The sequence below is a fragment of the Paraburkholderia phytofirmans OLGA172 genome, from assembly GCF_001634365.1.
Classification (GTDB): domain Bacteria; phylum Pseudomonadota; class Gammaproteobacteria; order Burkholderiales; family Burkholderiaceae; genus Paraburkholderia.
The window spans coordinates 1,842,679-1,857,460 of the sequence record NZ_CP014578.1 but is presented as its reverse complement, the minus strand read 5'-3'; the positions used below and the strand labels follow the sequence as shown (position 1 = coordinate 1,857,460).

General features: G+C 65.0%; 9 protein-coding genes. 3 read left to right on the top strand and 6 right to left on the bottom strand.

The features are described from left to right. Nucleotides 1-33: 33 nt before the first annotated feature. Complete coding sequence (gene arfB, locus AYM40_RS07950; protein WP_063495739.1) at nt 34-438, bottom strand: alternative ribosome rescue aminoacyl-tRNA hydrolase ArfB; 405 nt, start codon at nt 436-438, stop codon at nt 34-36. Nucleotides 439-589: 151 nt separating this feature from the next. On the opposite strand from arfB, the gene AYM40_RS07945 reads away from it, so the two are divergent. Next, entirely contained in the window at nt 590-1,231 is a 642-nt protein-coding gene (locus AYM40_RS07945) for a VC0807 family protein (protein ID WP_063495738.1), read from the top strand. 161 nt (nt 1,232-1,392) lie between these two features. Here AYM40_RS07945 and AYM40_RS07940 read toward each other — a convergent pair whose 3' ends face one another. The 3 genes from AYM40_RS07940 to recC are packed head-to-tail and all read right to left on the bottom strand — an operon-like array spanning nt 1,393 to nt 10,594. Further along, on the bottom strand, nt 1,393-3,534 hold the full coding sequence (locus tag AYM40_RS07940) for an AAA family ATPase (RefSeq protein ID WP_063495737.1): 2,142 nt from the start codon (nt 3,532-3,534) through the stop codon (nt 1,393-1,395). Further along, the gene (recB, locus tag AYM40_RS07935) at nt 3,531-7,223 is read right to left on the bottom strand and encodes an exodeoxyribonuclease V subunit beta (protein ID WP_063495736.1); all 3,693 of its coding nucleotides are present in this window, start codon (nt 7,221-7,223) and stop codon (nt 3,531-3,533) included. The genes AYM40_RS07940 and recB overlap by 4 nt, the downstream gene beginning before the upstream one ends. After that, on the bottom strand, nt 7,220-10,594 hold the full coding sequence (recC, locus tag AYM40_RS07930) for an exodeoxyribonuclease V subunit gamma (protein WP_063495735.1): 3,375 nt from the start codon (nt 10,592-10,594) through the stop codon (nt 7,220-7,222). Before recC ends, recB begins: the two co-directional genes overlap by 4 nt. Before the next feature lie 212 nt (nt 10,595-10,806). Between recC and AYM40_RS07925 the strand changes: the two genes are divergently transcribed. Continuing rightward, complete coding sequence (locus tag AYM40_RS07925) at nt 10,807-13,155, top strand: FUSC family protein (protein WP_063495734.1); 2,349 nt, start codon at nt 10,807-10,809, stop codon at nt 13,153-13,155. A 16-nt stretch (nt 13,156-13,171) separates the two neighbouring features. On the opposite strand, the gene AYM40_RS07920 is transcribed toward AYM40_RS07925, so the two are convergent. Beyond that, nucleotides 13,172-13,390, bottom strand: a complete 219-nt coding sequence (locus AYM40_RS07920) for a hypothetical protein (protein WP_063495733.1) — start codon at nt 13,388-13,390, stop codon at nt 13,172-13,174. Between the two features lie 86 nt (nt 13,391-13,476). After that, nucleotides 13,477-13,959, bottom strand: a complete 483-nt coding sequence (locus AYM40_RS07915; protein ID WP_063495732.1) for an Lrp/AsnC family transcriptional regulator — start codon at nt 13,957-13,959, stop codon at nt 13,477-13,479. 213 nt (nt 13,960-14,172) lie between these two features. On the opposite strand from AYM40_RS07915, the gene AYM40_RS07910 reads away from it, so the two are divergent. After that, nucleotides 14,173-14,745: a cysteine dioxygenase family protein gene (locus AYM40_RS07910; RefSeq protein WP_063495731.1), complete on the top strand. Its 573-nt coding sequence runs from the start codon at nt 14,173-14,175 to the stop codon at nt 14,743-14,745. Nucleotides 14,746-14,782 lie beyond the last annotated feature (37 nt).

The following is a 14,782-nucleotide window of genomic DNA, read 5'->3' as shown; positions in this document are numbered from 1 at the left end:
GTCCCTTTAGCCCCTTTAGTCCCTTTAGTCCCTTCAATCCTCTACCCGCCCGCGGCCGGACTTGATCTCGCTGCGCCGGGTCTTGCTGTCGAGGCGGCGCCGATTCGAGGCGCGCGTCGGCCGGGTCGCGACGCGCGGCTTCTTCGTCACGCTGACGCTTTCGATCAGTTCATCGAGCCGCGCCAGCGCCGCCGCACGGTTCATTTCCTGAGTGCGATGCTCCTGCGCCTTGATGATCACCACCCCGTCGCGCGTGAGCCTATGATCGGACAGCGCGAGCAGGCGCATCTTCAGCACCTCCGGCAACGACGACGCCTGCACGTCAAAACGCAGATGGATGGCACTTGAGACCTTATTGACGTTCTGACCGCCCGCTCCTTGCGCGCGCACTGCGGTCAATTCGATTTCGTTGGGCGGGATTGGATAGCGGGATGTCATGACTGGATTGAGCTAGGAGACACAAGTGTACACAGGGCGTAGCCGATTACCGACTACGGACTATCGGGCGCGCCCGTCGATGCGAAAAACTATTTGCCTCGGCCCAGCCGGTTCACCGATACTGCAGTTTTCGCTTACAGCGTAAATTAATATGAAGCTCCGTCCGGGTCTTGTGCTGGAACTGGCCGTCAACTTTCTGCTGCCGTGGCTGGCTTACCGCCTTGCGCTGCCGCACCTGGGCGAAACCGGCGCGCTGATAGCCTCCGCTGTACCGCCGATCGCCTGGAGCCTGATCGAACTGGTTCGCTTTCGACGCGTCGACGCGCTCAGCGTGATGGTCGTGGCAGGCATCGTGCTGTCGGTCGCGGCAATGGCGCTGGGCGGCAGTCCCCGCATGCTGTTGCTGCGCGAGTCGCTGGTGTCCGGCGCGGTGGGCGTTGTGTTTCTGCTGTCGTTGCCGATGCGCCGCCCGCTGATCTTCTATCTCGCACGCGCCACCGTCGCCCGTGAGATGGAAGGCGGCGCCGCGCGCTTCGAAACGTTGTGGCGCGAGCGGCCGGCTCTCGTCAGTGCAATGCGGTTCATAACGCTGGTATGGGGCGTCGGCCTGACCGGTGAAACGGCGCTGCGCGCATGGATGGCGCTCACCTGGCCGATCGAGCGCTTTCTGGTGGTCTCGCCGTTCATCGGCTATGGCATTTACGGCGCCTTGGCGCTATGGACGCTGTGGTACCGCAAGACCATGCGCAGCCGGGTCGAGGTGCGCGTGCAACCGGGCGGGATCGCGAGCTGAGGGGGCTTGGCTGCTTGGCTGCTTGGCTGCTTGGCTGCTTGGCTGCCCGGTTGCCCGGTTGCCCACGTTGCCTCGCCTGCTCGCGCCACCCGGACTGTCCGACTCGCCCGCACTCCTTGCTGAGCCCGCGAACGAACACGGGCGTTGCCCACGCCATGCTGCTAGGCGGCGCACCACGCCTCCGCAATTCGCGCGGCCAAACCCGAATCACGCTGCGTCGGCGTCGCAATGGCTTGCGCCAGCACGGCGCGCGCGCCGATCACCTCCACCCGCTCACGCGCGCGGGTAATTGCCGTGTACACGAGTTCGCGTGACAACACGCGGCTGAACACCGACGGCAGCATCAACACCGCATGCTGGAACTCCGAACCCTGCGACTTATGGACCGTGAGCGCGAATGCCGTATCGTGCGGCGGCAGCGCAGCAGGCGATACGGCTCGCAGACCGCCGTCGCCGGTACGGAAATAGACGCGCAACGCACCGCCCACACCCGGCAGTGCAATACCGATGTCGCCGTTGAACAGCCCGAGCGCGTAATCGTTGCGCGTGACCATCACGGGGCGTCCGGCGAACCAATGCGCGCCTACCGCCAGTGTCACGCTCGCCGAGCGCCGCACCTGCGCGGCCATTGCGGCATTCACCTGATCGACGCCACGCGGCCCCGAACGCGTCGCACACAGAATTCGAAAGCGGTTCAGCGCATCGAAGAGCGGCAATGGGTCCGGTGTTTCAGCGGCTAGCGCTTCGGCGAGCGCCTCCGCGTACGCCGCGAAACCGGCGGCAAGCCGCGCGACGGTGCGCTCGGCAAGCGTCGCATGCGTGTCTTCGTACAACGCCGCTGCGCAAGGTTCGGCAGGATCGATGCGCAGGGCTTCGAGCGCCACGCCGGCCGCGCCGTTGCGAATCGCGAGCGACAAGCGACCGATCGGCGATTCGAGACCGAACCGATAGTTACGCTCGAGCCAGATGACGCAATCGGCGAGTGGGTTTTGAGCCGGCGAAGGCGATCCCGATGACGATCGCGAAGACGACCGCGACAATTGCGCTCCCGTAGCCGGCGCCGGCCTGCTCGCAAAGAGATCGTCGCCGGGTAGTCCGCCGAATGCGCGCCGTGCATCGGCGTCGACAAACAAGTCGTCAGGCAGTGTATCGAAATCGTCCGGCGCATCCGCATGCGCGAAAAGATCGTCAGCCTCCCCGTCAAAGCCGCTCGATACGCCCGGCAGTGCTTGCGACAAGCGCGCCGCTTCAATGCCAAGCGCCTCGGCGATCCGCTGCAGTCCATTCGGCGTAAAAGCAGGCCGTGCGCTGAGCTCGGCGAACACCGCGCCGGCCTCGACGGCGGCAAGTTGGTCCTTGTCGCCCAGCATCACCAGACGGGTCTGCGGCGCAATGGCATCGAGCAGATGCGCCGCCATCGCGACGTCGATCATCGACGCCTCGTCGATCACGACAACGTCGTAAGGCAGCGGGTTGTCGCGATGATGCCGGAAGCGCCCGGCCGGCCCGGAACCGAGCAGCCGATGCAAGGTGTACGACGTCTGCGGCAAGCGCGCGGCGAGTTCGGGGGGCAAATCGCCGGCACGTGCGATCAAGGCTTCCTGCATCCGTTGCGCGGCTTTGCCGGTGGGCGCCGCCAATGCAATGCGCAGATCGGTCCGCGCATCGAGCAAACAGGCGAGCACGCCGACTATCGTCGTAGTCTTGCCGGTGCCCGGCCCGCCGCTGACGATGGTCAACCGCCCAGACAGCGCCATGACTGCCGCGACGCGTTGCCAGTCTACCTCGTCGTCCTGCGGCGGCCCGAAGTAGCGCAGCAGACGCTCGTGCAGCGTTTGGGTGTCCGTGTCCGTGCTCACACCTGCGCCGGAGCCCCCGTCCGCATGCATAACCAGTGAGCGCGCGAGACGCCGCTCGTAGTCGTAGTAGCGCGCCAGATACAGCCGCTGTTGCCCATCGATCACCAGCGGCCGCAACGCCGCGGCGCTTTGCGAACCGTCGCTGACCATGCCGCTCGCGAACAGCGCCGCGCGCACTTGTGCGCTCGGCGCATCGAAGCGTCGCGCCAGCACGGCAAGCGGCAGGCACACGTGCCCTTCGGCCGTCGCGCGGCTCGCCGCGAAGGCGGCCCGCGCCGCCCACTTCACCGCCTCGCCCGACGCGCCGCCGCGCCGCGCCAAAATGCCGATGCGGCGCGCGAACCCTTCGGCAAGCGCGGTGCTGAAGTCGGCCGGCGCCGGTAAATTCACCCCGATGTCGTCCAGCTCCGGCGGCGCGGAAGAGTTCCGCTCGAACGTGCTCATGCGACACCTCCGATCATCGCCGCATCGAGCAGCGCCACCAGTTCGAATGCAGGCCGCCGCATATGAACGCCCGCCGCCCCGTCGGCATCGCGCCAGTGCGGACGAACGCCGCGCACGAACAGGTAGAGATAGCCGCCGATGTGCGTGTCGTACGCATAATCGCGCACCCGCGTTTTCAGATAGCGATGCAGCGCCACCGTATAGAGCAGCGCCTGCAGGTGATACGCGTGGCTCGCCATGGCCGCTTCGAGCGGCGCCGCGGCGTAGTCGGCGGCGGTGTCGCCCAGATGGTTCGACTTCCAGTCGACGATCCAGAAGCGTCCGTCGTGCTCGACGATCATGTCGATAAATCCTTTGACGAAACCGCGCAACACGCCGGGTTCCAGCGCAACGTCGGGATAGCCGTGTTCGATCAGCAGCTCGCGCAACGCCGGAAAATCGAGCGACGGCGCGGCAAACAGAAATTCGAGTTCATTCAGGCGCCGCCGCGGATTCAGCCTGGCGAGCGCCATGCCGGGGACGAGCTCGGTGGTCACGACGTCCGCGATCAGCTTATGCATCATGGCGGGCAAACGTGCCGCGAGTTCGGACACGGCCGGCGCCGGGCGCTCGCGCAAAGCGCCCCGGATCGCATCCGGCCACGTATGCGGATCGGTGAAATCCGCGAGTTCGAACATGCGGTGCAGACAGTCGCCCGCCGCCGCGCCGCGTGGAAACGCGAGAATGTCGTCCTCCGCGTAGGTCGGCGCTTGCGGCACCGGCAACGGCGCAGGTACGAGCGCATCGGCGATCTCATCGTGATCGGGACGCACCTCTTCCACCGGCGTATGCGCCTCTTCGGCTTTGCCACCGGCGGCGATCAAGCCGCTGAAGCTCGCCATGCGCCACTGATCGCGCAACGGCCGCCGGCTAGCGCGCGCCTGCATCCGTGCGCCGCTATCCTGAAGGCTTTCCAACGGCACACGGCGCTCCACTTTCGGTAACGCCTGCAACGTGATCGGGCCGCCCGCCAATGCGCGCCATCGCTCGGACAAGGCGGCTTCGTCGGGCGGATCGGTGAGCCAATCGTCAAAGTTGTGACCGCCGCCCCCCACCAGCCAGTTCAACACGCTGCGGCGCGACTCCTTGGTGGAGCGCGACGAAAGATAAGTACCGGCAACCAGATAGCAGCGATACACCGCGCGCGTCAGCGCCACATAGACGAGCCGCGCCCGCTCCGCCGCCTGTTCGCGCGCGGCGTAACGTGACGCGCGTTCGGCCTCTTCGTCATCGCAACCGTAGTGCAGCACGGCGCCGCCCGTTTCGTCGTGATACTCGCGCGCATCGGGCAAACCGGAGGATGGCGGCTCGCGCAGCGCACCGTCGTTCAGAAACGGACAGAACACAACCGCATATTCCAGCCCTTTCGACTTGTGCACGGTGACGATCTGCACAAGGTTGCGATCCGACTCGAGCCGCAATTGCGCATCTTCGCCACCACCTTGCGTACGTTGCGCGGCAAGCCAGCGCAATGTCGGTGCGATGCCGGGTTGCGTGGCGGCACGCGCCTGTACGAGTTCGGCCAGATGATTCACGTTCGTCAGACGGCGCTCGCCGTCCGGTCCGGCCACCAGGCGTTGTGCGACTCGCAGTTCGCGCATCAGCGTGCGCCACATCAAGGCGAAGCCGCGCTCGTGCCATAGCGTGCGATAGCGCGAGAAACGTTCGACCCAACCCATCGCGTCCGCGGCATGCGCGGGATCGCCGGCTGGCGCCGGCGCGTCGGCGACCTGCTCGAGGTGCCACAACGCGGCGGCATCGAGGCCGAGCCAGTCGGTGGCGAGCGCGGCGCGCAAACGGCGCAGATCGCCCGGTGTATCGACCGCGGCCAGCACGCGTTCGATCTGCTCGGCGTCGAGCGTCGCGAACACCGAGGCCTGCGCCAGTTCGACGCTGCCGACACCCCACGACGCCAGCACACGCTTGATCAGACTGCCCTGCTTATGCGTTTGCACGAGCACCGCGATATTGCCCGGCGCGAGCGGCGCGTCGCCGATCGTCACCGACCCTTCGCGCGCACCGCGCAGGAGCCGCACGATCTCCGCGGCGCAGGCTTCGCTCGCCGCGCGCTGTGCTTCGCGTTTGGTCGACGCGGCGTCGCCTTGTGGCAGGGTCCAGATGCGAAAGTCGCCCGCGCTCGCCTCGGGTTCGGAAAAAGGAGGACGGCGCCGCTCGCCAGCCCGCACCGGCTGATAGTCGAGACCGTCGAGCACGAACGCTTGGGGATTGGCTTCGAACAGCCGGTTGCAGGCCTCGACGATCGGCGCGGTCGAACGCTGATTGACCGCGAGCGTGTAGCACGCCGAAGCCGCCGCACGTGCCGCCAGATAGGTATGCAAATCCGCCGCGCGGAAACTGTAGATCGCCTGCTTCGGATCGCCGACCAGAAACAACGGGCCGGCCGGCGCGAAAATGCGGCTGAAGATCGCGAACTGCAACGGATCGGTATCCTGAAACTCGTCGATCAGCGCGGCCGGATAACGCGTGCGCAAAGCATCGGCAAGCCAGGGGTTGGCCGCGAGCGCGCGATACAGGTTGGACAGCAGATCGTCGAACGACACCACCCGGCGCGTGCGTTTGCGCGCCACCAGCTCGGCGGGCGCGTAGTCGAGCCAGGTTTCTACGAGCGAGAGCCAGCGCGCGCGTTGCGCGGCTTCGGCGGCAACCACGGCTGCGGCCAGCGCTTCCGCGTGCTCGAAGAACGGATGTTCAGGCGGTTCGAACTTGATCTTGGTGGCCTTCTTCAACGCCGAAGCCGTCAGCTTCAACGCAGCCTTGGGCGGCGGCGCATGACAATCGCCCTGGGCGAGGTATTCGGTCCACGCGGCGATCGCGGCGCTCACGAGGTCAGGCTTGTGCGAGGTCTTGCTCAGACGGTCCTGCGCTTGTCCAAGCAGACTGACGATCGCGTCTCGTTCCGCCTGCCACATGGCGCAGGCAGCATCGAAACCCGCCTGCGGATCGGCATCGTTTCCACCTGAATCGATCTTGCCCCAGCGCAACTGCGCCAACGGCTTCTTCAGGCGCCGCGCGAGTTGCTCATCGAGCGACGCGGGGCCGGCGCGTTTGGCCACCAGCCATGCGGCAAACGCAGGATGCGCGTAGGCCACTGGTTCTACCTGCTCGCGCCAGAAATCGGCCGCCATGTCGAAACGCAAGGCAGCGTCGTCGGCTTCCATTTCGAAGGCGAACGGCATGGCCGCGGCGAACGGCGCCTCCTGCAAGGCACGCTGACAGAACGCGTGAATGGTGTGAATCGCGGCCTGGTCGAACGTGCGCAGTGCGCGGCGTACGACCTTCAACGCGGTCTCGCGATCGATGCCGCGCTCCGGCGCAAGGGTCGTTTCAAAGAGGCGCCGGATAAACGGATCGCCACCGTCGTCGTCCGTATCGATAGCCCGGTCCAGTTCCGCGAGCCGCCGGCGAATCCGCTCGTGCAACTCCGCGGTCGCCGCCTTCGTAAAGGTCACGACAAGAATCTGATCGGCGTTCAGGTTCTTTTCGAGCAGCAGGCGCACGTACAACGCGCAGATGTTCCAGGTCTTGCCGGTTCCCGCCGACGCCTCGATCTGATTGACGCCGTCGAGCGAACAGGCGAAGACGTCGAGCTCTTGCGCGACCAGCGCGTGATGGTGAACGGCGCCGCTCATGATGCGCTCCGCAGATGCTGCACGAGCGGTTTGAAGACGATCGAGGCAAGACTGCCGAACGGTTCGTCGAGCGAAAGCGGCGTGCCGCGCAGCGCGATGCGCAAAGCGGGGTCATCTGATTCGCCGCGCACCCGATCGTTGATCCATACGCCCTGCGCCGCGGAATCACTCTCGCTGACCTTCGCCCACGCGCTCTTCGGGAAAAAGCGCAGCGGCAGCATGCGCCCGGCTCTGAACAATGCGGCAAGCGGCGCCAGTTCATCGAGTGGCGCGGCGACCGGCGTAAGCTCGAAGCTCTCGCCGCTGCCATGCCAAACCGTGCGGCGTGGGCCGTTCGGCTGCGCCGCGCAATAGACCAGATGCGCAAGCCACGCCGACAGATAGTCGCGTGCAGTAGGTTTGGCGTAGCGGAAAATCACTTGTCCTGTTTCGGTCAGCAAATTCAAGGTGCCGTGCAGTTGCAGCGGTGTTTCGGCCGCTTTGCGGAGCGCCGCGTCGTGAGGGCCGAAAAGCGTATCGGCGATGTCGGCACGATCAGGCCAGCGCGGCACGATATCGAGCACGAACGGCAAACGCTCGACACCTGAAGCGACTTCGCGGCGCACGCTGTCGGCGAGTTGGCGCAGCGCGCCGAGTTCGCGCGAGCGCCATACCGCGCCGGTCGCGCCACCCGGCAGCTCGGGACTGGCTGCGGCGACTCGGCGCACGCGGTCGAACAGGCCCTCGTCTTCGGTTTCGCTATTCAACAGGACAGGCAGGAGCCGTTCCGCCAGGGCATCGCGGCCGGCCCAGTCAAGTTCGAACGGTTCGGTGTCGAGCAATTCGCCCTGCGCATCCGACAACACGATACCCAACCGGTCGCGCAACAGCGCACGCGCTGGATGACGCCAGAAGCGCACGAATTCGTCGAATGCAACGGGGGCCGCGTCTTCGGCGGGCAACGGTTGATCGAAGAATGGCGCCGCGACCGGATGCTGCGGCGCGGCCAGCAAACTGGCCAGTTCCGCACGATCCATGTCGTAAGTGAAGAGGCCTCGCTGCGACGAAAAATAGTCCGACGCGAACGCCTGCAGCGGGTGATCGACAATGAACGCATGCCGTGCGGCTTCGATTTCCGCGGGACTCGCCCCTTCCCCCGCCGACACTTGCGCGAGGTGATCGAGCAATTCGTCGACCAGCGCAGCCGGCGGCAACGGCGCGTTGTCTCGAATGCTGCGGCCCGTATAGGCGATAAACAGCCGGTCGCGCGCCGCCAGCAGCAGATCGAGGAACAGATTGCGTTCGTCGTCGCGGCGCTGCCGGTCGCCTGCTTTGCCGAACGCGGCCATCAGGTCGAATTCGTCGGCGCGGGCGAGGCTCGGCAACACGCCGTCGTCCATGCCGAGCAGGCAGACGATCCGGTATGGCAACCCGCGCAAGCTGGTCAGCGACGAAAACGTCACGCTACCCCAAGGCACGCCGCCACGCGCCGGGTCGTCGAGCGCCTCGGTGAGTGCGCCGCGCACCACGGCGGCCGGCAGTACGACGTCTTCTGCGCCCGCTTGCATCGCGTCGCCCATCTTGTCAATGGCGTCACGCACCGCCGCCAGCGAATCGGCAAACTCCACGCCGCCGTCGAAACACTGCGCGAGTGTTTCGAGCAGCAGTTGCGTCCATTCGGCAGGTGTCTGTTCGGCCGCGCAGCGCTGTGCGAAGGTCTCGATATCGTCGACGAAACGTGACAGGCGGCCGAGCAGCTCCGCGGCCGATCCATCGGCGCCCTCAACGGGCAACCACGCATCGACCGGCTCGCCGCCATCCGGCATCGCATAACCGAGGTACAGCCGGGTCAGCGCGTCGGCGAACGTATGACGCGCCACCGGCACGTGCTCGCCCGTCGGCTCGCCGGGCACGAGCCCGCGCCGCGCACCGGCGGCCGCGAGCCATTCCTGCGCGGCTTCGAGCGCACTGGCATCGATCCCGTAGCGCGCGGCGATCGCATCGACCCGCAGCCATTCGATCAGATCCGGCGCACCCACGCTCCGCTCAGGCAAGGCCAGCCAGTCCAGCAGTAAACGCGCGACTGGATTGGCCTGCGAGGGCGGCAAGCCGGTAATGCGATACGGAATGCGGCGCGTATCGCCAAGGGGCGCGGTGCCGAACACCGCATCGATCAACGGCCCGGCCGCCGCGAGATCGGACACGGCAACCAGCACGTCGGACGGCTGCAGATCGCCGAACTCGTCGAACCACCCGAGCAGGCGGTCATGCAGGACTTCAAGCTGCCGCGACAGGCTGTGACACACATGGACTTCGATGCCGTTCTCGACCGGCAATTCGTCCGTGTCCGTTTCCGCCCGCAGATCGAGAATGCCGTTCTGCACGGCGGCGAGCCAGCTCGGTTCCGGATTCTCGGTGAAGTCGCCAGTCTCGCCGGACGCGGCACTCTCGGTCAGCTCATGCAGCATGTGCAGTTGCGCCTGAGTCTGGCGGCCCCACTCGGCCAGCAGCGGATGGCCCACTTCCTGATAGTCGAGCTGGCCTGCGGCATCGAGCGCTTCGACGCGGCCCGCGCTGACAACGTCGAACCAGAACTCGCGGCACGGATTCATCACATACAGACGCACATCGACCCAGCGCGACAACGCGCGCAGCAACGCAACGTGCAGCGGCGGCATGGTCGGCAGTGCGAACACGCTGACGGCTTCGGGCCACTGCGCGTTCGAGATGGCTTCCAGATCGAGCGTGCCGATTTCTTCGAGAAAGCGATAAGCGGGCGGCAAGGCGAGCGCGGGCGTTTGCGCATTGCCCGCCACTTCGGCAAGCACGGCGCGCCACAGTGCCGCTTGCCAACGCTCGTCCTCACGCGCCGCAACGCTCGCGCCGACGAGACGCGGACCGGTGTCGTCCGCAGCGCCGCTTGCGAAGATCGAACCGCCCTTCTGCCATTGCAGCAGCCATTCCGGGCGATAGGTCAGATAGTGGTCGAGCACGGTGGCCACGCGGCGCGCCAGTTCGTAACGCATCGACGCATCCGCCGCATCGAGATAGGTACGCAGACGCGGCGAGGCGTTCCACGGCAATGCTTCGTCCGTCTCCCCCAGCAGCCGGTAGCAGCGCCAGACGAGGCGGTCCGGCGCGAACGGCGAATGCCTGGGCACTTCGATCACGCCGCCGATTTGCGCCCACAGCCACTGCGCGAGATAACCAAAATTGACATTCGCGCAGATACCCTGGCGCACCGCGATGTCGAGCTCGAGCCGGCGCCGCACCGCCGCGCTCGGGACGATCACGGGCCGCGCGGTCCAGGGATCGGACGGCGCTTGCGCCAGATCGTCGAGCAGTGCGCTGACAAGGGTTTCGTAGCGGTTCGAGTAGAAGAGCTGGAGCATGGATCTCGAGGAAGCAGGCGACGCGAGCGGAACGCCCGGGCCGCAACAGACATTGAGGCGACAGCATAACAAACGCGCTCCCAGGGCAGAACCTGGCCGAATGGACGAGGTCAGATCAGGCACAAAATCAGTTAGACTCGACGGCAGTTTGGGTCTGTCCCGGGTCGACCTTTTCAACCGCGTTCTCTCAGTGAATGGAATCCAGGCAGTCGATGCGCTATTCGGTTGAAATAAAAAAATTCCTTTACAGCCAATACTTTTATGGCGGCCTGCGCATCGCAGTCGGCGTGTCGTTGCCGCCCATATTGTGTTTGATCGTGTTTCACGATCACGAACTCGGCTTCACGATCGCGACGGGCGCGCTCGGCGCATGTGTGGTCGATATGCCGGGCCCGCTCAAGTACAAGCACAACGAAATGCTGGCGTGCTCGGTGATCGGCTTCCTGTCCGCGCTCGCCACCGGTCTCGCCACGGTCAACCCGGTGGCGTTATGGTGCACGGTCGTGCCGCTCACGTTTGTGCTCTCATTGATCGTCGTGTATGGCAACCGCTGGCCGCAGATCAGCTTCGCCACGCTGTTCATGATGATCATGACGCTGGAAGAGCATTTCACGCCGATGCAAGCGCTCGTCAATGCGTCATGGATTCTGGTGGGCGGTCTCTGGTACACGTACTGGTCGACTTTCGTGAGCCACTGGATGATGCATCGCATCGAACAGCAGGCGCTCGCCGAAAGCGTGTTCGCATGCGCGGATTACCTGCTCGCGCGCGCCGCCTTTTACGATCTCGATAACGATCTCGACGAGTGCTATCGCAATCTGGTCGACAAGCAGATCGCCGCGGTCGATCGTCAGGATGCCGCGCGCGACATCGTGCTGCGCAATCTGCCGAAGCTGAAAACCGGCCGGCTCGAGCCGCGCCGGGCGATGCTGTTCAATCTGTTCATCAATACGGTCGATCTGCACGAACTGTTTGTTGGCACGCATGTCGATTACTCGCTGGTACGTAACACGTTTGGCGCCTCCGACCTGGTGGTGTTCTATCGCGATCTGATTCGCAAATGCGCAGCCGATCTCGAAGAAATCGGACTCGCGGTATTGCAAAATCAGCCGCCGCGTAAGCGCGTGAATGTTAAAGCCGAATTGCGCGCCATCGAGTTCGAGATCGAACTAATGCGCAAGCAGGACCTGGCTGCCAAAAATCCTGAGGCTTATTCGGCGATATCGTCCACCTTCCGGCGTATCTGGAGCGCCACGCGCCTGATCGACAAGATGCACCAAAGCCTGTCGAGCGATCCCGGCGCGACCGAGACCGAGACCGAACTGCGCCTCGACAAGGCGCTCTCCCGCTTCGTATCGAGCCGCCGCGTGCCGCTCGGGCAGATCTTCTCGAATCTGACCATGGCCTCGCCGAGCTTCCGCCATGCGCTGCGCGTGACGATTGCGGTCGCCGTGGGTTTCTGGCTCGGCCGTCTGCTGCCGCTCACCAACGCATACTGGATCGTGATGACCACCGTCATCATCCTGAAGCCGGGCTATTCGCTGACCAAGCAGCGCAACGGCCAGCGGATAGTCGGCACGCTGATTGGCTGTGCGGCGAGCATCGCGTTGATTATCTTCGTCAAGGAGCCGCATATCCTGCTGGTGGTGATGTTCGCGTCGATGGTGATGAGCTACAGCCTGTTGCTGTTCAATTACACGGCGAGCGTGGTGTTCACGTCCTCGTATGTGCTGCTCATGTTCCACCTGCTCGCGCCGGGCAGCATGCGCATCATCGGCGAGCGCGCAATCGATACCGTGGTGGGCTGCGCGATCGCGATTGCGGCGAGCCATCTGTTCCCCTACTGGGAATACCGGTTGATGGGCAAGCTCGTCAACAACATGATCAATGCGACGCGGCAATATCTGGAGGCGAGTTGGTGGTGGAGCGGCAAGCCGGCCGCCGCGGTGGTCGCCACGGTCACTGAGGCCGGCGCGTTTGCGCCCGTCGCGGCAATGGCCGATCCGGCGATCGAATCCAGCAAGCCGGCCGGCGGCGCGTCCCCTGCCGCCGTAGCCGCTGCAACCGCGCTCGATCGCGATTATCGCTACCGGCTTGCGCGCAAGAACGTCCACGTCGCGTTTGCCAATCTGGGCCAGGCGTTCCAGCGCATGATGCTCGAGCCGAAGTCCGCGCAGAGGTTCGTGCCGGAATTGAACGACCTGCTGGTGCGCAGCCACGTGCTCGCCTCGCAGATCACAGCAGCCGCGCCGTTGCTGCGCACCTCGGCGCAGCAGGCCGACAGCGTCTCGCTGCAGCCGTTGCAACGCGCCCTGAGCGTGGTCCGCGACAATCTGACCGAAGCCGAAGCCGGTAGCGCGCCGCCCGCCGACCAAGGCGAGCAGGTCAAACTATTGATGCGCAAGTTGGATGCGATGGTGGTCGAGACGGAGAAATCGCCGAGCCACTCGGCGGACACCGTCCACGACATGAAATTGCTCGCCCATCAGTGCAAACAGATGCTGACGGCGTCGGCGCAGATTCGCAAGGATGCGAGCCTGATTCGCCTGCCAGAAGAGTGAAAACGATCGCGCCCTCTTATTGCGCGGCGCCGCTTGCGGGCTTCGCTTCGGCAGCCGCAGCCGCCGCCGCAGTCGCGTCCGATGAAATCGTCGGCGCCGGCGCGTTCTGGCGGTCGAAATCGCGCTTTTCCGTGATGGCGTTATAGAAAAGCGTGGCGATCACCAGCAGTACCGCGACCACGATGAAAACAGCAATGCCAAAGGTCGGGTTCTTCTTGCGCGGCGGTTTGTTCATGAGGCGGGCTCGGTTCGCGAGGCGGTCGCGGATAGTGTCTGGGAAGGCGGCATTCTACGCCCACCGAGCTTGCACACGGCTTGCAATCAGCGCCCCTCTACCACGGCCGAAGGCCGCACCGGCAGCGCCGTCGAGTATTTGATCTGTTCCATCGCAAAACTCGAGCTCACGTCATACAGCGGCACGGCGGCGATCAACAGTTTATAGACGCGATCGTAGTCGTCGATATCGGACACCACCACGCGCAGCAGGTAATCGGTTTCGCCGCTCATCCGGTACACCTCCACCACCTCCGGAATCTCCTGCACCGCACGCGTAAAGGTCCGCGCCCAAGCCTCGGTGTGCTGATTCGTACGCACCGCCACGAACACGGTCGTGCCCACACCGAGTTTGCGCGCATCGCACAACGCCACCTGGGCGCGAATCACGCCCGTCTCTTTCAGACGCTGCAGCCGCTTCCAACACGGCGTTTGCGACAGATTCACGCGCTGCGCCAGTTCGGCGATCGGCATGGTTGCGTCTTCCTGCAGCAGTTCGAGCAGCCGCCGATCGATGATATCCATTCCCATCGTCACACCCCCATAGGAAATTATTCTACTTTTAAGACTTTGAGTGGAATTATATGGAAACTCTTTCTCCAGGCAAACGGGTATAAATGTGTCTATCCAAAAATAGCCGATAAGCAGCCACACCGCTGCGCCGCGATCATGAGCCAAGACATTCCTTCCAGACCCGTCGCCCGTTCCTCCGTCCACGCCGCGCAGTTTGCCGGGGCGAGTGAAATGCCCTCGCGCGCGCACCGCAGCGCGCCGCTCGCGCACCTGTGCGACGCGCTCGACGCGTTGTTCGAAGCCTGCGTGGAACTCCCTAAACCGTCGGATTCGACCTTCTTCGCGCGCAGCATGCGCCTCGCGCTGGCCGAAGCCGCGGCGAATCCCGCGTTGCTCACGCCGGCGCAACGCGAAGGCTCCGTTGAAAATTACCGGCGTCATCTGCTGGCCGCCGATCCGCAGGGCCGCTATGCGATCGCCTCGCTGGTGTGGCTGCCGCGCCAGGCAAGCCCGGTGCATGCGCACCACACGTGGTGCGGCTACGCGGTACTCGACGGCACACTGAGCGAAACGGTCTTCGAATGGAACGGCGCACAACACTGCGCAAGCGCCACACGTACACAAGCGCGCAATGCCGGAGCCGTGTCGTTTGCGCGCGGCGGCAAGGGCGGCGGCATTCACCAGCTGGGCAATGGCAGCGACGCGCCCGCCGTCTCGCTGCATATCTACGGTGTCGCGGGCGCGCAGATGGCCACGCATGTCAACGACATCGTACGCGCGGCCAACGCACCGGCACTCTCCTGAGACCCGTTCATCCTGCGTAAAGACGCAAACCGCGCGA

Coding starts and splice junctions, on each gene's coding strand:
- AYM40_RS07915 (WP_063495732.1), bottom strand. CDS start 13,959: ATGGGAATGGATATCATCGATCGGCGGCTGCTCGAACTGCTGCAGGAA.
- recC (WP_063495735.1), bottom strand. CDS start 10,594: ATGCTCCAGCTCTTCTACTCGAACCGCTACGAAACCCTTGTCAGCGCA.
- AYM40_RS07945 (WP_063495738.1), top strand. CDS start 590: ATGAAGCTCCGTCCGGGTCTTGTGCTGGAACTGGCCGTCAACTTTCTG.
- recB (WP_063495736.1), bottom strand. CDS start 7,223: ATGAGCGGCGCCGTTCACCATCACGCGCTGGTCGCGCAAGAGCTCGAC.
- AYM40_RS07925 (WP_063495734.1), top strand. CDS start 10,807: ATGCGCTATTCGGTTGAAATAAAAAAATTCCTTTACAGCCAATACTTT.
- arfB (WP_063495739.1), bottom strand. CDS start 438: ATGACATCCCGCTATCCAATCCCGCCCAACGAAATCGAATTGACCGCA.
- AYM40_RS07940 (WP_063495737.1), bottom strand. CDS start 3,534: ATGAGCACGTTCGAGCGGAACTCTTCCGCGCCGCCGGAGCTGGACGAC.
- AYM40_RS07910 (WP_063495731.1), top strand. CDS start 14,173: ATGCCCTCGCGCGCGCACCGCAGCGCGCCGCTCGCGCACCTGTGCGAC.
- AYM40_RS07920 (WP_063495733.1), bottom strand. CDS start 13,390: ATGAACAAACCGCCGCGCAAGAAGAACCCGACCTTTGGCATTGCTGTT.